An 18802-nucleotide genomic window follows, 5' to 3' on the forward strand; every position below is an offset into this window, starting at 1 on the left:
GGGGAGGGGTCAGAGCGGGGCCAGGCGGGCGTCGGATGAGCTCGGCGCGGGGTCGGAGCCCGCGGGGCGGGAGAGGGTCGCGCGCAGCACACGCTCGAGCTCGCCGGCGGGGTCCGGGACGAGCGACGGCGACCGCCACGCGACGTGCATGTCGGGGCGGACGAGCACCACTCCGTCGTCGGCGACCTCGGAGCGGCGCGCCCAGTCGTCGTAGATGTCGGTGTGCTCCTGGCCGGGCCCGATCACGTGGGCGGAGATCTCGAGGCCGAGCCGCTCGCCCACCTCCCGCGCCGCCGCGGCCCACGGCTCGCCCCCGATGCCGGTCAGCACGGTGAAGCGGCCCTTGCCGGCGAGGTCGTGCGTGGAGACCTTGTGCCCGTCCCGCCCCACCCAGACGTGCGGCAGCCGCGCGCCCGGCCAGGTGGTGGCGTGGTAGTACAGCTCCGGGTCCCGCTCGTAGCTCGGCTCCGGCGTCCCGTCCGGCACGACGGCGCTCGAGGCGTACCGCTGACCGAGCTCCACGCCGTGCGCGTTGAACTCGTAGTCCTTCAGCTCCATCGCCGCCCGCAGCATCGCGCGTCGCCGGGACCCCTCCTCGGTCGCGTCCTTCCGTGAGTCGATCGCGGCCTGCATCCGCTCGGCGTCCTGGTTCTCCTCGACGCCGAGCGCCTCGAGGATCGCGCCGAACTCCTCGATGGACTTGTTGGCCCGCAGCACGATCTGCCGGCCCACCGGGGCGCGCTCGGCGTCGTAGGTCTCCAGCAGGTCCTCGCCGGCCAGGCCCTTGAGGACGTGGGCGAGCTTCCAGGCCAGGTTGTAGGAGTCACCGATCGAGGTGTTCGATCCCAGCCCGTTCGAGGGCGGGTGGCGGTGGGCGGCGTCGCCGGCGATGAACACCCGCCCGGCCGAGTAGCGAGTGGCGTACATCTTGTTGTTGCCCCACAGGGACAGCGACCGGATGGTCACCGGGACGGTGTCGTCGCCCACCAGGCCGTGGACGATCTCGGTGGCCATGGCCTCGTCGAGGTCCGGCGGCGGCTGGTTGATGTCGTAGCCCCACGTGATGAGCCACTCGTTCCACGGCCGCACCATGCGCACCAGGCCCAGCCCGATGCCGCCGATGGTCGCGCCCGGCTGCAGCACCCAGTACAGGACGGACGGGCGGTGCGCGACGAACTCCGAGAGGTCGACGTGGCAGACGATGTTCATCGACCCGGCGAGGTCCATCTGGCCCTCGAACGGCAGCCCCAGGTCCTTCGCCACCTGGGAACGGCCCCCGTCGGCGGCGATCACGTAGCGCGCCCTGATGTTGTACTCGTGGCCGGAGATCCGGTCCCGGACCCGGACGGTGACGCCGCTGTCGTCCTGAGTGAGCGAGAGGTACTCGGTGTCGAACTTGAACCGGCTGCCGCGGTTGGCGGCGTTGGAGACGAGGATCGGCTCGAAGAGGGTCTGGGGCAGGTCGCAGTTCATCGACGGGCTGGCCTCGACGTAGTCGGCCTCGCGGCGCGGGTGCGTGCCCCAGGTCCGCACGCGTCCGATCTCGTCGCCGGCGAGCGAGGAGCAGAAGACCGTGTCGCCCATCAGGTGGTGCGGCGTGGCCTGGGCCTGGACCTGGTCCTCGACCCCCATGTCGCGCATGATCTCGACGGTGCGCTGGTTGGTGATGTGCGCCCGCGGGGTGTTCGCGGTCCACCGGTACTTCGTGATCGCGATGTGGTCCACGCCGTAGGTGGCCAGGAACAGGGCCGCCGAGGCACCCGCGGGGCCCGAGCCGATGATGAGGACGTCCGTGTGCAGGTCCTCCGGCTGCTCGCCGGGGATCTGCTCCCGGGCGCCGGCGGAGGTGGAGGTGGTGTCCTGGTCGAGCGGTCGCGGGCTGGTCTGGCTCATCGGTGCCTCTCCGGTTCGGTGCCGGCCTCGGCGGGCGGCAGGACGATGTCGAACGTGACCTCGCTCCACGTGCCGTCCACCCGGCGGCCGTCGGGGGCGGGGGTTCCGCCGTCGTGCCGGGTGAAGGTCTTCACGAGGGAGTCCTTGACGCCGAAGACGGCGTCGGTGGCGAGCAGGTCGTCCCCGTCGACGAAGATGTGCGTGACGAGCCTGCGGAAGCCGGGCGCGGTGACCATGAAGTGCAGGTGCGCGGCACGCATGGGGGAGCGGCCGGTCGCGGCGAGCATGCGCCCGACGGGTCCGTCGTGCGGGATCGGGTACGGCGTGGGGGTGACGCCCCAGAACCGGTAGGTGCCGTCCTCGTCCGAGTACAGGTGCGCCCGCCCGGCGGTGCGGCCGTCGTCGTACTGCACGTCGTAGAAGCCGTCGTCGTCCGCCTCCCACACCTCGATCCGGGCTCCCGAGACCGGGCTGCCGTCCGTCGAGCGGACCGTGCCGGTGACCCAGCACGGCTCGCCCGCGGCGCCCTGGGCGATGTCGCCGCCCGGCTCGATCCGCGGCGCGTCCTCGACGAAGAACGGGCCGAACACGGTCGCCTCGGTGGCCTCGCCCACCGCGGGCTGGTTGACGCAGATGGTCTGCATCGAGATCCCGAGCACGTCCGAGAGCAGGATGAACTCCTGACGCGTGTCCGTGGTGATGTCGCCGCAGCCGCGCAGGAACCGGACGGCGGCGTCCCACTCGTCCTCGGTGAGGCGCACCTCCCTGACGAACGCGTGCGCGTGGCGCGTCAGCGCCTGGAGGATCTCCTTGAGGCGTTCGTCGGGCGAGCCGTCGAAGCTGGCGAGCACCTGCTCGGTGACCAGCTCCTCACGAGCCTCCTGCTCGCTGCCGGGCGGTGGCGCGGGGACGATGTTGCTCGCGGCGTTGCTGCTCACGGCGCTCCTCGTCGGGTCGGGGTCTCGTCGGCTCGTCAGCGGCTCGTCAGCGGCTCGTCAGCGGGACGACGACGGCGCGCGTCCCGGCCTGGGCGCGGCCGAGCAGGTCCGCCAGGTCCTGCTCACGCACCGGTCGGGGGTTCGACGGCGGGACCTTCTCGAGCGCGAGCCGCGCCGCCTCGGGCAGCTGCTCGGCACGCAGCCCGAGGTCGCCGAGGCTGGTCGGGGCGCCGAGGCAGGCGTAGAGCGCCTGGAGCGTGGCGAGCGCGTTCGCGGCCGCGTCGTGCTCGGGATCGGCGACGTCGGAGAGCCCGTTCGTGCCGCCGTCGGGACCGAAGCCGGCTCCCTGGAGCGCACCGGCCAGGCGGTCCGCGGCCTCGGGTGCGGCGGGGGCGTTGAATCCGACGACGTGGGGGAGCAGCACCGCATGCATGGCGGCGTGCTCGAGGTCGTAGGCGCCGCCGAGGACGTGGCAGATCTTGTGGTGCAGGCCGGAGCCGGCGGCGGCGAACGCGGAGGCGGCGAGGTAGGTGCCGTCCTGGCAGCGGGTACGGGCCTCGAGGTCGGCGCCGTCGGCCTGCACGGCGGACAGGCCCATGGTGAGCAGCCGGGCGCCCTCGACCGCGAAGGCCGTCGAGGCCGGGCCGGCCTGCGGCGCCCAGAGGGAGTCCACGCAGTGCGCCAGCGCGTTGAGGCCCGAGCTGACGGTGAGGCGGGTAGGCAGGGAGACGGTGAGCTCGGGGTCGTAGACGACCGTGCGTGGCAGGACGGCCGGGTCCGTCCCGTTCGTCTTGCGTCCGGCCTCGGTGAGGCCCCACACGTCGGTGGCCTCGGAGCCCGCGTACGTGGTGGGGACGGCGAGGATCGGCAGGTGCTCCGTGAGGGCGACGGCCTTGGCCGTGCCGGTCGTCGACCCGCCACCGACGCTGAGGAGGGCGTCAGCGCCGGCGGTCCTGGCCATCTCACGGGCGGCGTGCGCCGCCTCGACGGGGACGTGCGGACGGACGGCGGTGAAGGTCGCGACCACGTCGAGCCCGGCCACCACCTCCCGGGCCATCTCCACCTCGGCCTCGGCCGCGATCAGCATGACCCGGCGTGCGCCGAGCCGGCCGATCTCGTCCGCGACCAGGCGTCGTGCCCCGGGGCCGCTGAGCACTCGCTGCGGCCGGGTGTCGTACGTCGTGACGTCGACGTCGCCCCTCATACGTCCGCTCCTTCGCGTCCAGTGCCGCGCCCCCTGCACGCGACGTGTCCAGCGTGCCTGGGCCCCCGCTATTCGTCCAGTACGAATGTGTTGGGTCTGCGATACGCGCGGCGAATAGCTAGGCTTGGCAAGCATGGAGCTGCGGCAGCTGCAGTACTTCGTCACCGTGGTCGAGGAACGCTCGCTCTCGCGCGCCGCGGGACGGCTCCACATGACCCAGCCGCCGCTCTCGACGGCCGTGCGTCAGCTCGAGAAGGAGATCGGCGTGCCGCTGCTGCGCCGTCATCCGCGCGGCGTGGAGCCGACCGACGCCGGAACGTTCCTCGCCGACGAGGCCCGCCGGCTGCTGCGCACCGTCGACGACGTCGCCTCCCGCACCCACGCGGTCGGGACCGGGCAGGTGGGCCGGCTCGCGGTCGCCGCGGTGCCGACGGCGACCTGGCACCTGCTGCCCTCGGTGCTGGCCGCCTTCCACCGGCGCGCGCCCGGCGTGGACCTCGACGTGGTCGACGCGATGCCGGACGACATCCTGCAGCGGGTGCGCGACGGGCGTGCGGGGGCGGGCCTGGTGTACACCGCCGACACCCAGACGCTGGCGCGCTCCGCCGCGGCCGGCCTGCAGACGGCGGTGGCCCGGCGTGAGCCCCTGGTCGCCGTCGTGCCGCGCGGCCACCCGGCCGCCTCCTCGCCCGTCATCGACCTGCGTGACCTGACCGGAGAGCCCTGGATCGTCCCCTCCGGCTACGCCACGGTCGCGGGGCTGGCCGACCTGCTGCGGCAGGCGTGGCGCCAGGCGGGCATCGACCCGCCCAACCAGCGCTCGACGGCGACTCCCACCGCGGCGTTGTCCCTGGTGGCCGGTGGGCACGGGGTCACGCTGCTGCCCAGCTCGGTGCACGCCGTCGCCGGCCCGGAGGTGAGCACCGCGCCGCTGCGCCAGCCGGTCGCCCCGCTCGAGGCCGCGGTGATCTGGCGGCGCGAGCAGCCGGCACCGGTGCTCGCCGCCTTCCTCTCCGCGGCGTTGGCCACCCCCGAGCCGGACCGGCTCGGGGAGGACGTGGCGCGCGTGGTGGTCGAGACCGAGGAGGGGGCGGATGCGCCGCCCCTGCCGCTGCCGAAGGAGCCGGGCCGGGCCTGAGGCGGCCCGGCCCGGTCGTGCCAGACCCGTCGGGCCCCGTCAGGCCCCTGTGCCGAAGAGCCCTTCGAGCCGCTCGTAGCCCTCGGACATGCCGACCTCCATGCCGGAGGCGGCCATGCCGTCACGCGCCTCCTGCGTCGGATAGGTCGAGTGACCCGCCAGCCTGCTGCGGCCGCCGCCGAGGTCGACGAAGGTGAGCGTCTCGATGCTCACGACGTCCGGGAAGCCGTCGAACTCGAAGGTCTGCACGAGGAACTCGTTCTCCCGCACGGTGTGGAAGCAGCCGCGGAAGCCGAACTCCTGCCCGCCCTCGGTGTGCGTGTAGCGGTAGGCGCCGCCGGAGCGGAAGTCGAACTCGTGGACGGTCATGGTCGTGCTGCGCGGCCCGAGCCACTGGGCGAGCAGGTCGGGGTCGGCGTGCGCCCGGTACAGGTCGGCGACCGGGACGTCGAACTCCCGTGTGAAGTCGATGAAGGGCTGCCCGTCGGGGATGCTGAGCTCGAGGGCGTGGCCCGTGGTGGTGGTCATGAGGTCTCCTGGCGTTGGAGGGCGGCGTCGAGGGCTCGGTACTGGCTCTCCTTGACGAGCCGGTACCGGTCGATCCATGCGGTCAGGTCCTCGAGCCGGGCGGGGGCGAGATGGACGGGGCGGCGTTGCGCGTCCCGGGTGCGGGTGACGAGGCCGGCCTGCTCGAGGACCTGGATGTGCTTGGAGATCGCCTGCTTGGTGATCTGATGAGGTTCTGCGAGCTCGTTGACCGTCGCCGGACCTCGGCTGAGGCGGGCGATGATGTGACGGCGGACGGGGTCGGCCAGGGCCATGAAGGCGCGGTCGAGCTGGGCGTCGTCGGTGGTGGGACGTGGCATCTCGTCAACTCGAATCTTGATCAACAGTACGCTTTACAAGCGTGGACCCCGACACCTGCAGTGTCAAGGGAATGTCACCCGGAGACGTCGTGTTCGCGACGGTATGAGCTCAGACACCGAGTACCTGCCCAGCCCGAGCGCCCGGTCCCGCAACCAGGTGGAGGAGTACGAGTCCTCCGGTGGGACGCGCGCCAACACCCTCGAGGGAACCGGCATGCCCGTCGTCATCGTGACGATGCGCGGAGCGCGTTCGGGCAAGATCCGCAAGGTGCCGCTCATGCGCGTCGAGCACGACGGCGCCTACCTCGCCGTGGCCTCCATGGGCGGGGCGCCGCAGCACCCGCAGTGGTACCACAACCTGGTCGCCGACCCGTGGACGCGGGTCCAGGACGGCCCGGAGCCGGTCGAGACCCGCGCCCGGCTGATCAGCGGCGCGGAGCGCGCCGAGTGGTGGGAGCGCGCCGTCGCCGCGTACCCGCCGTACGCGGAGTACCAGCAACGCACGGAGCGTGAGATCCCGCTGTTCCTGCTGGAGCCCACGGGGCGGTGACACCCGAGGTCCCCGGGGTGGCCGCGCCGCCCCGGGGACCCGTACGTCCGCGAAATGGGACGGAAACGGCCCCTTAACACCTGCCTGCTTGACTCCCGGCTAGAAAGGTCCGAGACGCACGGTCTCGGAGCCGCTACGGTGCACGCACCGCCGGCGTCGGCTCCGTGCCGCCGTGACCGAAGGAGTTGATTGGGCTGGGAGAGCACGTGCTCGAGGTCCGAGGGATCAAGACCGAGTTCCGGACCGATGACGGCGTCCTGACGGCGGTCGACGAGGTCAGCTTCGACCTGCGGGCCGGGGAGACGATCTGCCTCGTCGGCGAGTCCGGCAGCGGCAAGTCCGTGACCGCGCTGTCGATCCTGCGGCTGCTGCCGCGCAACGGCGACGTCACCGCCGGGGAGATCCGCTTCGACGGCCGCGACCTGCTGCAGCTGTCCGCGGAGCAGATGCGCGAGATCCGCGGCAACGCGGTGGCCATGGTCTTCCAGGAGCCGATGACCTCGCTGAACCCGGTGCTGACCATCGGCGACCAGCTCGGTGAGAGCCTCCAGCTCCACCTGGGCATGTCGAAGCAGGAGGCGCGCGGCCGCGCCGTCGAGCTCCTCGAGATGGTCGGGGTGCCGCGCCCGCGCCAGATCGTCGGTGACTACCCGCACCGGCTCTCCGGCGGCATGCGGCAACGCGTGATGATCGCGATGGCGCTGAGCTGCTCGCCCGCCCTGCTGATCGCGGACGAGCCCACCACCGCGCTCGACGTGACGATCCAGGCGCAGATCCTCACCCTGATGAAGGAGCTCGCCGAGGCCTCCCGGACCGCCACCATCCTCATCACCCACGACCTCGGCGTCGTGGCCGAGATGGCGGACAAGGTGGCCGTGATGTACGCCGGGCAGGTGGTCGAGGAGGCCGGGGTCTTCGAGCTCTTCGACAACCCGAAGCACCCGTACACGGTCGGCCTGATGAAGTCGATCCCGCACGTGGCCAGCGAGCCGGACGCCGAGGACCGGCTCGAGTCCATCCCGGGCACCGTGCCGTCCCTGGCGAACATGCCGCACGGCTGCCGGTTCCAGGACCGGTGCCCGTTCGTCATGGACCGCTGCCGCGCGGAGCGGCCGGAGCTGGCCGACACCACCACCGGCCGGACGCACCGCGTGCGCTGCTTCCTCTTCGAGGACGAGCAGGTGGCCGCCCGCTCGGAGGCGGTGACGACCTCGTGAGCACCGCCACCAAGGCGCTCGAGAAGGCGGGCCTGCGTGAGGGCGAGCCGCTGCTGAGCGTGCAGGACCTCAAGCTCCACTACCCGATCCGGGGCGGCATCTTCTCCCGGCAGGTCGGCTCGGTCCGCGCCGTCGACGGTGTCAGCTTCGAGGTGTTCCCGGGCGAGACCCTGGGCATCGTCGGGGAGTCCGGCTGCGGGAAGTCCACCACCGGGCGGGCGATCATCCGGCTCGAGGACCCGTCCGCCGGCGCCGTGGTCTTCGGCGGGCGGGACCTGGCCTCCCTGCAGTCCCGGGCGCTGCGCAAGGTCCGGCTGGACCTGCAGATGGTCTTCCAGGACCCGTACTCCTCGCTCAACCCGCAGAAGCGGGTAGGGGACCTCCTCGCCGAGCCGCTGACCGCGCACGGCCGCGTGTCTCGGAAGGAGGCGGGCCGGAAGGTCGTCGAGATGCTCGAGCGGGTGGGCCTCTCGTCGCAGTTCCGCAGCCGCTACCCGCACGAGCTCTCCGGGGGCCAGCGGCAGCGGGTCGGCATCGCCCGCGCCCTCATGCTCGACCCGACCCTGGTGGTCCTCGACGAGCCCGTCTCGGCGCTCGACGTCTCCATCCAGGCGCAGGTGCTGAACCTCCTCAAGGATCTCCAGCGGGACCTGGGGCTGACCTACATCTTCATCTCCCACGGCCTGGGCGCCGTGAAGTACATCAGCGACCGGATCGCCGTGATGTACCTCGGCAAGATCATGGAGACGGCGACGACGGCGGAGCTGTTCGCCAACCCGCGCCACCCGTACACGGAGATCCTGCTGGACGCCTACCCGGCGCCGAACCCGCACCTGCGGGACAAGGAGCGCATCGTCGTCCAGGGCGACGTGCCCAACGCGGCGAACCCGCCGTCGGGCTGCGTCTTCCACACCCGGTGCCCGTTCGCGCGGGAGAAGTGCAAGACCGAGGTGCCCCAGCTGGAGGGCGGGAAGCACGCCTTCGCCTGCCACTTCCCGCTCGAGGTCGGCCGGCCGCCGGCGTCCGCGACGGGCACGACGACGGAGGGCGGCGAGGCATGACCACCTACCTCGTCCGCCGGCTCCTCATCTCGATACCCGTGCTGCTCGGCGTCACGGTGCTGAACTTCGCGATCATCCAGCTCGCCCCCGGCAGCCCCGCCGACCTCTACCTCGACCCGAACGCCGGGCCCGACTACCGCGAGCGCGTCGAGGCGGCGCTCGGCCTGGACCAGCCGGTCCTCGTGCAGTACTGGAACTGGTTGTCCCAGCTGGCCCGCGGCGACCTCGGCCTGTCCTACGTCTCGCGCACCCCCGTCGCCGACGTCCTCGCCGAGCGGATCGGGCCGACGCTGCTGCTCATGGGGCTCTCGCTGGTGGTCGCCTACGCGATCGCGATCCCGGTCGGGATCCTCGCGGCCAAGAAGAAGGGCACCTGGGTCGACTACACGGTGGTCGGCGGCGCGTTCTTCGGCGTCTCGGTCCCGAACTTCTTCCTCGGCCTGGCGCTGATCTACATCTTCTCCCTGCAGCTCGGCTGGTTGCCCACCGGCAACATGGTCACCATCGGCGGCGGGGGAGGCGGGCTCGTCGACCGGATACTTCACCTGATCCTGCCGGTCACCGTCCTGTCCACGGCGATCGCCGGCAACATGGTCCGGTACGTGCGCGCCTCGATGGTCGACGCCCTCTCCGAGGACTACATCCGCACCGCGCACGCCAAGGGCCTGGCGCCGAAGGTGGTGACCAACAAGCACGCCCTGCGCAACGCGCTGATCCCCATCGTCACCATCCTCACCGTGGACCTCGCCGGGCTCCTCGGCGGCGCGATCGTCTCCGAGCAGGTCTTCCAGTGGCCCGGCCTCGGCCTGCTGACGATCCAGTCCATCTCCTCCCGCGACTACTCGGTGCTCATGGGGATCAACCTCGTCGCCGCGCTCGCGGTCTTCACGGCGAACATCCTCGCCGACATCCTGTACGCCGTCGTCGACCCGCGGATCGAGTACCGATGAGCAGCATCCGGACCGTCTCCGGCGCCTCCGAGGACCCGACCGCCGAGCGCGCGGTCACCGCGAGCCTGGGCGAGGAGGAGTCCAACCTCCGCCGCGTCGTGCGCCGCTTCTTCAAGCACCGCCTCGCCGGCGTCGGCCTCGTGGTGTTCGTGGCGATGCTCTTGGTGGCGATCCTCGCGCCGCTCATCGCGCCGTACGACCCGAACCGGATCTTCGACACGTTCCAGGCCCGGCCCTCCGCCGAGCACCTGCTGGGCACCGACCCGGTGGGCCGGGACGTGCTGAGCAGGCTGATCCACGGCACCCGGGTCTCGATCACGGTCGGCGTCGGCGCCGTCGCCGTGTACATCGCCATCGGCGTGACCCTGGGGCTGGTGTCCGGCTACTTCGGCCGGGCGGTCGACGCGGTGCTCATGCGGGTGACCGACGTGTTCATGTCCTTCCCGTACTTCATGGTCATCCTGATCCTGGTGGCGGTGATCGGCCCCAGCCTGCTGAACATCACCCTGGCGATCGGCTTCCTGGGCTGGCCCGTCGTCGCGCGCCTGGTCCGCGGCTCGGTGCTGTCCATCAAGCAGGCGGACTACGTCAAGGCGGGCATCGCCCTGGGCTACAGCACCCCGAAGATCCTGTTCCAGCACATCCTGCCGAACGCCCTTTCGCCGATCGTGGTCAACGCGACGTTCGGCATCGCCAGCGCGATCATCCTCGAGTCGGGCCTGAGCTTCCTGGGCCTGGGCGTGCGCCCGCCCGCCGCCTCGTGGGGCAACATGCTCAGCGACGCCCAGTCGATCACCGTGCTGAGCAGCCAGCCGTGGCTGTGGGTGCCGCCGGGCCTGGCCATCTTCATCACCGTGCTGTCGATCAACTTCGTCGGCGACGGTCTGCGCGACGCGCTGGAGTCCCGCGAGAGCAAGGTCCGCTGACGACGGCGGCCGGAGACCGCCGTCGGGACGCGACCGGCCACCCCTCTTCGGCACCGCACGAGCGACAACCGACAGACGACGGACAACCGACAGACAACCGACAAAGGACAAGGAGCTGACCCGAGTGGGCTTCGTCGACGACGCCGCACCGATCCTTCCCGAGCTCATCGACCTCAGGCGCCGCATCCACGCCTACCCGGAGGTCGGGCTGCACCTGCCGGAGACCCAGGCGGCGGTGCTCGACGCGCTCGGCGGGCTGCCCCTCGAGGTGACTACCGGGGCGGGGCTGAGCTCCGTCGTCGCGGTGCTGCGCGGCGCCCGGCCGGGGCCCACGGTCCTGCTGCGCGGCGACATGGACGGCCTGCCGCTCAAGGAGGAGTCCGGCGAGGAGTTCGCCGCCACCACCGGCACCATGCACGCCTGCGGGCACGACCTGCACGTCGCCGGCCTGGTCGGCGCCGCCCGCCTGCTCAGCGCCCACCGGGACCAGCTGGCCGGGAACGTCGTCTTCATGTTCCAGCCGGGTGAGGAGTCCCCGGGCGGGGCGCTGCCCATGATCGAGGAAGGCGTGCTGGACGCCGCCGGGGCACCGGTGGACGCCGCCTTCGGCATCCACGTCACCGGCCTGGTCGACAAGGGCGTGTTCGTCTCCCGCGGCGGGGTCAACATGGCCGGCGCGAACGTCCTGGACGTGACCGTGAACGGCCTCGGCGGGCACGGCTCGTCCCCGTGGACCACCGTCGACCCGGTGCCCGTGGCCGCCGAGATCATCGGCGCGCTGCAGTCCTACGTCACCCGCCGGCACAACGTCTTCGACCCGGTCGTCATCTCGGTGGGCCAGGTCCACGCCGGCAGCGCCTTCAACATCATCCCCTCGACGGCGCAGCTCGCCTGCTCGGTGCGGACGCTGTCCCGCGAGTCCTTCGAGCAGGTCTCCGTGGAGCTGCCGCGGCTGGTGGAGAGCATCGCCGCGGCGCACGGCTGCACCGCCGACGTCGACTTCCACCAGCTGTACCCGGCGACCATCAACGACGCCGGGATGTGGGAGCACGCCAAGGGCGTCCTGGGCGAGGTCTTCGGCGCCGGGCGGGTCACCGACCGTCCCGACCCGATCATGGGCTCGGAGGACTTCTCCTACGTGCTCGAGCGCGTGCCCGGCTGCTTCATCCACCTCGGTGCACGCCCCGACGACGTCCCGGCGGAGGGTGCGCCGTCGAACCACTCCGCCACCGTCCGGTTCGACGACGCGGTGCTCGGGGACCAGGCGGCCGCGCTCGCCGAGCTCGCCGTGCGCACCCTCACCAAGCTCGCCTCGCGCCGACCCGTCGAGGTCGCCGCGCAGGCCTGAGACGGCCGGTTCCGGCCGGCCGTCGGGCGCCCGCTGGCGGCGCCACCCACCGGAATGCGCCTCGCGCGCGAGAGGAAAGAAGGTACGACGTGGCACGTTGGACGACCACAGCACGACGCCGGAGGCCGGTGCTCGCGGCGGCGAGCGCGGCGGCGCTCCTCGCGCTGACCGCCTGCGGCGGTGGCTTCTCCGAGCAGCAGGCCGAGGACCAGGGTGACCAGGGGCAGGGCGGGGGCGGCGGCGAGACGCTCGTCATCGGCACCATCAACCCGCCGGCCTCCTTCGACCCGATCAACCAGACGGACGTCGGCGGCCAGTGGGCGAACCAGTTCGTCCTCGACACGCTCCTGAACCAGCCCGAGCCGCTGGAGTTCACGCCCGAGCTCGCGGAGGAGTTCGGGACCGAGGACAACCAGACGTTCACCTTCACCCTGAACCCGGACGCCACCTGGTCCGACGGGGAGCCCATCACGGCAGAGGACGTCGTCTTCACCCTCAACCTCATCGCGCACCCGGAGTCGCTGACCTCCCGGGGCGCCAACATCTCCACCCTCACCGGCGTCGACGGCGCCACGGGCAAGCTGCCCGACGGCGAGACGGAGATCCCGGGGCTGGTCGCCGTCGACGAGCAGACCGTGCAGTTCGAGACCAAGGCGCCGGTGGACCCGAACTACATCTACGAGATGATCGGCTCCACGATCCCCGTCCTGCCGGAGCACCACCTGGCGGACGTCCCGCCCGCGGACTTCGGCGAGAGCGAGTTCGCCCAGCTGCCGGACGTCACCTCCGGCGCGTACACCTACACGAGCTACACGGACGACGTCTCGATCGAGTACGCCGCCAACGAGGACTACTACCGCGGCGCCCCGCAGATCCCGAGCATCGCGATGCGGATCATGCCGGCCGCCAACCTCGCCGGCGACCTCCAGGCCGGGGCCATCCACATGAACTCCGGCGGCGGGATCGGCAACATCCCGGTGCAGGACATGCCCACGGTCGAGGGCCTCGAGAACGTCACCACGTCGATCGACCCGACCATCGGGTTCCAGACCATGATGTTCAACCTGCAGACCGTCGAGGACGTCAACGTCCGGCAGGCGATCGCCCACGCGGTCAACCGCGAGCAGATCGTCGACCAGCTGCTGCGCGGCAACGGCGAGATCATCGACGGTCCGTACACCTCCCAGAGCCCGTACCTCGACGAGGGACTGGAGACCACCCAGTACGACCCGGACCGCGCCCGGGAGCTGCTGGAGGAGACCGACTTCGACGAGAACACCACCCTGCGGTTCGTGGTGCCCACCGGCAACGCGATCCGCGAGCAGTCGGCCGACATCATCCTCCAGAACCTCCAGGACGTCGGCTTCACCGTCGAGCAGTCGAACTTCGACTTCCCGACCGTCCAGGGCATGGCCCAGAACGGCGAGTTCGACCTGCTGCTGATGGGCTACACGTTCAACGTCGACCCGGACATGTCCGCGCTGTACAGCTCGCAGGGCCAGTACAACTACATGGGGTACGAGAACCCGCGCGTGGACGAGCTGCTCGACCAGGGCAAGGCGGAGCCGGACCCGGAGGCACGGCAGGAGATCTACGCCGAGCTCCAGCGCATCTGGCAGGAGGACATGCCGATCCTCACGACCTACTCGGACCACGCCACGAGCGTCGTCAGCAACGAGCTGGAGGTCGGCGGTGCCGCGCCCTTCTGGCCGGGCACGCTGACCGACCTGCCCGAGTGGCACTTCGGGACACAGTAGAACCTGCGGCGTGGGCCGGGTACCGGGACGGCAGAGCCCGGGGCCCGGCCCGCGCCGGGCCACGCGGTACCGTATGGCCGTTACCCAGGCGGTCGGTGTCCGAAACCCGGCCGAAACCGGCGAAGAGGCCAGGTGAAACACCCCGCTGATTGACTCGGCAGCGTCGACGACGGCACAGACCCCGTCGGCGGCGCACGCTGACCACTGCTTGCCGCGGCGTGGACGCCCGGCCGGAACGGAACGAGGTACGACGTGGCTCGCTCGACGACCAAGACCCGGCGCAGGATCCTCGCGCTCGCGGGCGCGACCGCCCTGGCGCTGAGCGCATGCGGAGGCGGCTTCTCGGAGGAGCAGGCGACCGGGGACGACGACGGCGGGGGCGGCGGAGGCGGCGGGCAGACGCTGGTCATCGGCACCATCAACCCCGTCGCGAGCTTCGACCCGATCAACCAGACGGACGTCGGCGGCCAGTGGGCGAACGAGTTCGTGCTCGACTCCCTCCTGGACCAGCCCGAGCCGTTGAACTTCCAGCCGGAGCTCGCCACCTCGATCGACACCGAGGACAGCCAGACCTACACGGTTCACATGAACCCCGAGGCCACCTGGTCCGACGGCGAGCCGGTCACCGCCGAGGACGTGGCGTTCACGCTGAACCTCGTGGCCCACCCCGACTCGTTGACCGCCCTCGGCACCAACATCGCATCTCTCGAGGGGACCGACCCCGTCACCGGCAAGCTTCCGGACGGCCAGACCGAGATCCCGGGAGTGAGCGTCGTCGACGAGCACACCCTCGAGATGCGGATGGCCAACCCGGTGGACCCGAACCTGGTCAAGGAGCTCATCGGCAGCCGGATGTTCATCCTGCCGTCCCACCACCTGGCGGACATCCCGCCGGCGGAGTTCGGCGAGAGCGAGTTCGCCCAGCTCCCCGACGTCGGGTCCGGCCCGTACACGATCTCGAACTACACCGACGACGTCTCGATCGAGTTCCAGGCCCGCGAGGACTACTACGAGGGGACCCCGCAGGTCCCGAGCATCGCGGTGCGGATCATGCCGGCGGCGAACCTCACGGGCGACCTGCAGGCCGGGGCGATCCACATGAACTCCGGCGGCGGCATCGGGAACATCCCCGTCCAGGACCTGGAGACGGTCGAGGGACTGCCGAACGTGGACCTCCGCATGGACGAGAGCCTGAGCGTGCAGTTCATCTACTACAACACGGCCAACCTGGACGTGGAGGTCCGTCGCGCGCTGTCCCACGCCATCAACCGGCAGCAGATCGTGGACCAGCTGCTGCGCGGCAACGGCGAGGTCATCGACGGCCCGTACACCTCGCAGCACCCGTACCTGGACGAGAGCCTCGAGCTGCTCGAGTACGACCCCGACCTCGCCTCCCAGCTGCGTGAGGAGAGTGGCTTCGACGGGACCCTGGACTTCCTGGTGCCGACCGGGAACCAGGTCCGTGAGCAGTCGGCGGACATCATGGTGCAGAACTTCGAGGCCGCCGGGTTCGACGTGGAGCAGACGAACGTCGACTTCCCGACCCTGCTGAGCATGGCCCGCGAGGGCGACTACGACATGCTGCTCATCGGCAACTCGTTCAACATCGAGCCGGACGTGTCCTTCATGTACGGCACCGGCGGCTCGCAGAACTACACCGGCTACTCCAGCGAGCGGGCGGACGAGCTGCTCGCCGCCGGCAGGACCGAGCCGGACCCGGAGGTGCGCCGGGAGATCTACAACGAGCTCCAGGCGCTCATCCAGGAGGACCTGCCCCAGCTCAGCCTCTACTCCGACCACGCGGCCTCGGCCGTGAGCACCGAGGTGGGCACCGGCGGCCCGACCCCGTTCTGGCGCGGCTCGCTCGCGAACCTCCCCGAGTGGAGCTTCGGCCAGATGTGACCCCCTCCCGCTGAGACGGCAGGTGCTCTGTGGGACGTCGCTCTCTCGTGGGACCGCGACGTCGTGGGACCCGCTGTGCCGAGCCGCCCGGTGACGAGATGTCCGACTCCGTCCGAGTGAAAGGTGCCCCGTGGGGTTCGTCGACGACGCCGCAACGATCCAGGAGGACCTCGTCGCCCTGCGGCGGCGCCTCCACGCCCGGCCCGAGGTGGGCAACGACCTGCCGCTGACACAGGCCGCCGTCCTCGAGGCGCTCGACGGGCTGCCGCTGGAGATCACGACCGGCGAGCGGGTGAGCTCGGTCGTCGCCGTGCTGCGCGGCCGCGGCCCGGTGGCGGGCGAGCGGCGCACGGTGCTGCTGCGGGGCGACATGGACGGCCTCCCGGTGACCGAGGAGACCGGGCTCGACCACGCCGCGACGACCGGCACCATGCACGCCTGCGGGCACGACCTGCACGTGGCCGGGCTGGTCGGCGCCGCACGGCTGCTGTGCGCGCGGCGGGACACGCTGCCCGGTGACGTGATCTTCATGTTCCAGCCCGGCGAGGAGGGACCTGGCGGGGCGCTGCCGATGATCGAGGAGGGCCTCCTGTCCGTGGCCGGCGGCGCGGTGGACGCGGCGTTCGCCATCCACGTCTTCGGGATGCTGGAGCGTGGCGTCTTCACCACCCGGCCGGGCCCGATGATGGCCGGGTCGAACCAGGTGCACGTCACCGTGCACGGCCGCGGCGGCCACGGCTCGATGCCCTACAGCAGCGTCGACCCCGTCCCGGTCGCGGCCGAGATCGTGCTCGCGCTGCAGTCGTACGTCACCCGGCGGATCAACGTCTTCGACCCCGTCGTCATCACGGTCGGGAGGGTCGAGGCCGGCACCGCCGTCAACGTCATCCCGGACACCGCCACCCTCTCCGCGACGGTCCGGACCCTGTCCACGGCGTCCCGCGAGCAGCTGCAGCGCGAGTTGCCGCGGCTGGCCGAGGGCATCGCCTCCGCGCACGGCTGCACGGCCGAGGTGGAGTTCATCGTGGGCTACCCCGTGACCGTGAACGACGGCGAGGCGCACCGGCACACCGTGGCGCACCTGCGTGAGCTCTTCGGCGAGGAGCGGGTCGTGCCCATGCCCGAGCCGCTCATGGGCTCGGAGGACTTCTCCTACGTGCTCGACCGCGTCCCCGGCACGTTCGTCATGCTCGGTGCCCGCCCGGCGGACGTGGCCGCGGAGGACGCGCAGGCCAACCACTCCGCCAAGGTGGTCTTCGACGACGGCGTGCTCGGCGACCAGGCGGCCGCACTGGCGTCGCTCGCGGCCTCGACGCTGGAGCGGCTCACCGCGCGCTGAGCGACCGGCGAGCCGGACGGCCCGCCCTGCCGCCGTCCGGGAGCCGTCGGCGCGGTCGCCCTGGAGGACGGCACCTTCCTCGACGTCGCCATGGTCGAGCGGGCGCGGGCGGTGCTCGGCCTCGCGGAGCCGGCCCCACGGGGCCTCACCGGTCGTTGACCGCATGCGATCCCGGGGACCCGTGCGGGCCCGACGCAACCGGATAGCTGGGGCCTAGCTGTTGCGGGTCAGGACGTTGAGGTCGCCGTGTAGTGATCGGCGAGTTCAATGGCGAGGTCGCGAAGCCGATCCTTGGCTTCGCGCGGACTGTGCACCGTGATTGAGCTTCCGAAGGGAAGGAGCGCACGAACGTCCTCCAGGGACTGGAAGTAGATCGTGACTTGACCGCTGGCATCGCAGCCGTCCTCGTTGGCCCTGAGGAGCTGCTGGCCGAAGATCCGCTGAGCCCGCTCAGCTTGGGATGGATCGATGGTGGCGCTTACTTCAACGGCGTGGTCGCGTTCCCACTGCTCCAGGAGCGCATCGACGACCGAGGTCAGGGTCTCACTCTTCCGGGTGCGTCGTGGACGGGCGAGTTCGGACCATGTCGCGATCCGCTCAAGTCGGTACATGCGCGGCACCCGCGCATAGTCAGCCACCAGGTACCAGGTTCCGGCTTTGTCCAGCAGCCCGTATGGGTCCACGACGAACTCACGTGAGCCCGGACCTCGTGCGCTGGCGTATTCGATGCGCAACTGCCGGCCACGCCGCACTGGACCAATCAGTGATGCTGGCGTTGGGCCATCGGCTCTGGGTTGACGCCACGCGCGACTGTCCACGTGGACGATCTCGGCGAGTGGCAGGAGCCCCTCGGCGCGACTGGCCCGTGTCGCTGTGATCTTGGCAAGCGCGCGTTGGCTCTCGCCCGCGGCATTGAGGTCCGATCGCTGCCTCTCGTCCAGCCCGGTCAACGACAGGTGTTCGCGTTCACCAGGAGTGAGTCGTGTGAGGTCGAGCCCTGCACCGGGCAACATGGTCACCCCTCCCAGGCGTCCCCGTTGCGTGGTCAGGGGGAACCCTGCATCGCGGAGCCAGTTCAGATCGCGGGTGACGGTTCGGAGTGAGACCCCGAGCGCCGAGGCAAGATCCTGCGTGGTCACGGCCTCCCGCGACTCGAGCAGCAACACCAATGAGAAGAAGCGGTCCGGGGTCACTCGCCCAAGTCTTTCATTAATTACGACAGGATGCGGCGCATATCGCGGTCAGGCTTGAGAGTGCCAACGCAGAGCCCCAGGAAGGGAACAACCATGACCGCATCCGTCGTGACCATCGTCTACGTGAACGACGCGCCCGCCGCAGCTCGCTTCTATGGCGACCTGCTCGACATGAGCCCGTCGTTCGAGACGCCGGGATACATCGCCTTCGATCTTGGCCCCGGCGCTGACCTCGCCCTCTGGGCTGGCCAGTTCGAGAACCTCTCATCCGAAGTCCCTCGCACTAGCGAGGTCTGCCTTGCCATCGATGGCGGCCCCGACCAGCTCGACGAGATCTTCGAGGAATGGAACGCAAAGGGCGTCACGATTCTGCACGGTCCCAGCGAGGCGGGCTTCGGACGCACCTTCCTCGCAGTCGATCCTGACGGGAACCGCATTCGGGTCGCACCGCAGGACTGAGACCGAACCATCCGACATCGACAGGCGCGACGTCCCGCAAGCTCCGGCGGTGTCGCGCCTG

The 18802-nt window shown here is 71.0% G+C and carries 17 protein-coding genes; 11 read left to right on the forward strand and 6 right to left on the reverse strand.

The window, feature by feature from the left end:
* Nucleotides 1-9: 9 nt before the first annotated feature.
* The 3 genes from ACFQQL_RS10935 to ACFQQL_RS10945 are packed head-to-tail and all read right to left on the reverse strand — an operon-like array spanning nucleotide 10 to nucleotide 4035.
* Nucleotides 10-1893, reverse strand: a complete 1884-nt coding sequence (locus ACFQQL_RS10935) for an FAD-dependent oxidoreductase (RefSeq protein WP_382394227.1) — start codon at nucleotides 1891-1893, stop codon at nucleotides 10-12.
* Complete coding sequence (locus ACFQQL_RS10940; protein WP_382394229.1) at nucleotides 1890-2831, reverse strand: intradiol ring-cleavage dioxygenase; 942 nt, start codon at nucleotides 2829-2831, stop codon at nucleotides 1890-1892. Before ACFQQL_RS10940 ends, ACFQQL_RS10935 begins: the two co-directional genes overlap by 4 nt.
* Before the next feature lie 46 nt (nucleotides 2832-2877).
* On the reverse strand, nucleotides 2878-4035 hold the full coding sequence (locus tag ACFQQL_RS10945) for a maleylacetate reductase (RefSeq protein WP_382394231.1): 1158 nt from the start codon (nucleotides 4033-4035) through the stop codon (nucleotides 2878-2880).
* A gap of 133 nt (nucleotides 4036-4168) precedes the next feature.
* Here ACFQQL_RS10945 and ACFQQL_RS10950 point away from each other — a divergent pair, with 133 nt between their 5' ends.
* The gene (locus ACFQQL_RS10950) at nucleotides 4169-5173 is read left to right on the forward strand and encodes a LysR family transcriptional regulator (protein ID WP_382394233.1); all 1005 of its coding nucleotides are present in this window, start codon (nucleotides 4169-4171) and stop codon (nucleotides 5171-5173) included.
* Nucleotides 5174-5212: 39 nt separating this feature from the next.
* Here the strand turns inward: ACFQQL_RS10950 and ACFQQL_RS10955 are convergent, their stop codons facing one another.
* Nucleotides 5213-5701, reverse strand: coding sequence for an SRPBCC family protein (locus ACFQQL_RS10955; RefSeq protein WP_382394235.1), 489 nt, complete (start codon nucleotides 5699-5701; stop codon nucleotides 5213-5215).
* Complete coding sequence (locus tag ACFQQL_RS10960; protein WP_382394237.1) at nucleotides 5698-6039, reverse strand: ArsR/SmtB family transcription factor; 342 nt, start codon at nucleotides 6037-6039, stop codon at nucleotides 5698-5700. The genes ACFQQL_RS10955 and ACFQQL_RS10960 overlap by 4 nt, the downstream gene beginning before the upstream one ends.
* A gap of 103 nt (nucleotides 6040-6142) precedes the next feature.
* Here ACFQQL_RS10960 and ACFQQL_RS10965 point away from each other — a divergent pair, with 103 nt between their 5' ends.
* The 9 genes from ACFQQL_RS10965 (at nucleotide 6143) to ACFQQL_RS11005 (ending at nucleotide 17089) form a co-directional block, all read left to right on the forward strand.
* Entirely contained in the window at nucleotides 6143-6589 is a 447-nt protein-coding gene (locus ACFQQL_RS10965) for a nitroreductase family deazaflavin-dependent oxidoreductase (protein WP_382394239.1), read from the forward strand.
* Nucleotides 6590-6783: 194 nt separating this feature from the next.
* Nucleotides 6784-7806 (forward strand): ABC transporter ATP-binding protein, encoded by a 1023-nt coding sequence (locus ACFQQL_RS10970; protein ID WP_465254051.1) that lies wholly within the window; start codon nucleotides 6784-6786, stop codon nucleotides 7804-7806.
* Nucleotides 7803-8867 (forward strand): ABC transporter ATP-binding protein, encoded by a 1065-nt coding sequence (locus ACFQQL_RS10975; protein ID WP_382394243.1) that lies wholly within the window; start codon nucleotides 7803-7805, stop codon nucleotides 8865-8867. The genes ACFQQL_RS10970 and ACFQQL_RS10975 overlap by 4 nt, the downstream gene beginning before the upstream one ends.
* On the forward strand, nucleotides 8864-9817 hold the full coding sequence (locus ACFQQL_RS10980; protein ID WP_382394245.1) for an ABC transporter permease: 954 nt from the start codon (nucleotides 8864-8866) through the stop codon (nucleotides 9815-9817). Before ACFQQL_RS10975 ends, ACFQQL_RS10980 begins: the two co-directional genes overlap by 4 nt.
* Nucleotides 9814-10743, forward strand: coding sequence for an oligopeptide ABC transporter permease (opp4C, locus tag ACFQQL_RS10985; RefSeq protein WP_382394247.1), 930 nt, complete (start codon nucleotides 9814-9816; stop codon nucleotides 10741-10743). The genes ACFQQL_RS10980 and opp4C overlap by 4 nt, the downstream gene beginning before the upstream one ends.
* 124 nt (nucleotides 10744-10867) lie before the next feature.
* Nucleotides 10868-12091 (forward strand): M20 metallopeptidase family protein, encoded by a 1224-nt coding sequence (locus tag ACFQQL_RS10990; protein ID WP_382394249.1) that lies wholly within the window; start codon nucleotides 10868-10870, stop codon nucleotides 12089-12091.
* A gap of 89 nt (nucleotides 12092-12180) precedes the next feature.
* Entirely contained in the window at nucleotides 12181-13848 is a 1668-nt protein-coding gene (locus ACFQQL_RS10995; protein WP_382394251.1) for an ABC transporter substrate-binding protein, read from the forward strand.
* 252 nt (nucleotides 13849-14100) lie between these two features.
* Nucleotides 14101-15750: an ABC transporter substrate-binding protein gene (locus ACFQQL_RS11000; RefSeq protein WP_382394253.1), complete on the forward strand. Its 1650-nt coding sequence runs from the start codon at nucleotides 14101-14103 to the stop codon at nucleotides 15748-15750.
* Nucleotides 15751-15880: 130 nt separating this feature from the next.
* A complete protein-coding gene (locus ACFQQL_RS11005; RefSeq protein WP_382394255.1) occupies nucleotides 15881-17089 on the forward strand; it encodes a M20 metallopeptidase family protein in 1209 nt (402 codons plus the stop codon).
* 227 nt (nucleotides 17090-17316) lie between these two features.
* Here the strand turns inward: ACFQQL_RS11005 and ACFQQL_RS11010 are convergent, their stop codons facing one another.
* Nucleotides 17317-18282: a helix-turn-helix transcriptional regulator gene (locus ACFQQL_RS11010; protein WP_382394257.1), complete on the reverse strand. Its 966-nt coding sequence runs from the start codon at nucleotides 18280-18282 to the stop codon at nucleotides 17317-17319.
* A 93-nt stretch (nucleotides 18283-18375) separates the two neighbouring features.
* Between ACFQQL_RS11010 and ACFQQL_RS11015 the strand changes: the two genes are divergently transcribed.
* Nucleotides 18376-18741, forward strand: coding sequence for a VOC family protein (locus ACFQQL_RS11015; protein WP_382394259.1), 366 nt, complete (start codon nucleotides 18376-18378; stop codon nucleotides 18739-18741).
* The last annotated feature ends 61 nt before the right edge of the window (nucleotides 18742-18802 follow it).

Origin of the sequence: Georgenia alba (assembly GCF_042665525.1) — a bacterium.
GTDB classification, from domain to species: domain Bacteria; phylum Actinomycetota; class Actinomycetes; order Actinomycetales; family Actinomycetaceae; genus Allobogoriella; species Allobogoriella alba.

Excerpts from the sequence above, each read along its gene's own strand:
- ACFQQL_RS10955 (WP_382394235.1), bottom strand. The coding sequence starts at position 5,701 with ATGACCACCACCACGGGCCACGCCCTCGAGCTCAGCATCCCCGACGGG.
- ACFQQL_RS10980 (WP_382394245.1), top strand. The coding sequence starts at position 8,864 with ATGACCACCTACCTCGTCCGCCGGCTCCTCATCTCGATACCCGTGCTG.
- ACFQQL_RS10950 (WP_382394233.1), top strand. The coding sequence starts at position 4,169 with ATGGAGCTGCGGCAGCTGCAGTACTTCGTCACCGTGGTCGAGGAACGC.
- ACFQQL_RS10945 (WP_382394231.1), bottom strand. The coding sequence starts at position 4,035 with ATGAGGGGCGACGTCGACGTCACGACGTACGACACCCGGCCGCAGCGA.
- ACFQQL_RS10965 (WP_382394239.1), top strand. The coding sequence starts at position 6,143 with ATGAGCTCAGACACCGAGTACCTGCCCAGCCCGAGCGCCCGGTCCCGC.
- ACFQQL_RS10960 (WP_382394237.1), bottom strand. The coding sequence starts at position 6,039 with ATGCCACGTCCCACCACCGACGACGCCCAGCTCGACCGCGCCTTCATG.
- ACFQQL_RS11015 (WP_382394259.1), top strand. The coding sequence starts at position 18,376 with ATGACCGCATCCGTCGTGACCATCGTCTACGTGAACGACGCGCCCGCC.
- ACFQQL_RS10935 (WP_382394227.1), bottom strand. The coding sequence starts at position 1,893 with ATGAGCCAGACCAGCCCGCGACCGCTCGACCAGGACACCACCTCCACC.
- opp4C (WP_382394247.1), top strand. The coding sequence starts at position 9,814 with ATGAGCAGCATCCGGACCGTCTCCGGCGCCTCCGAGGACCCGACCGCC.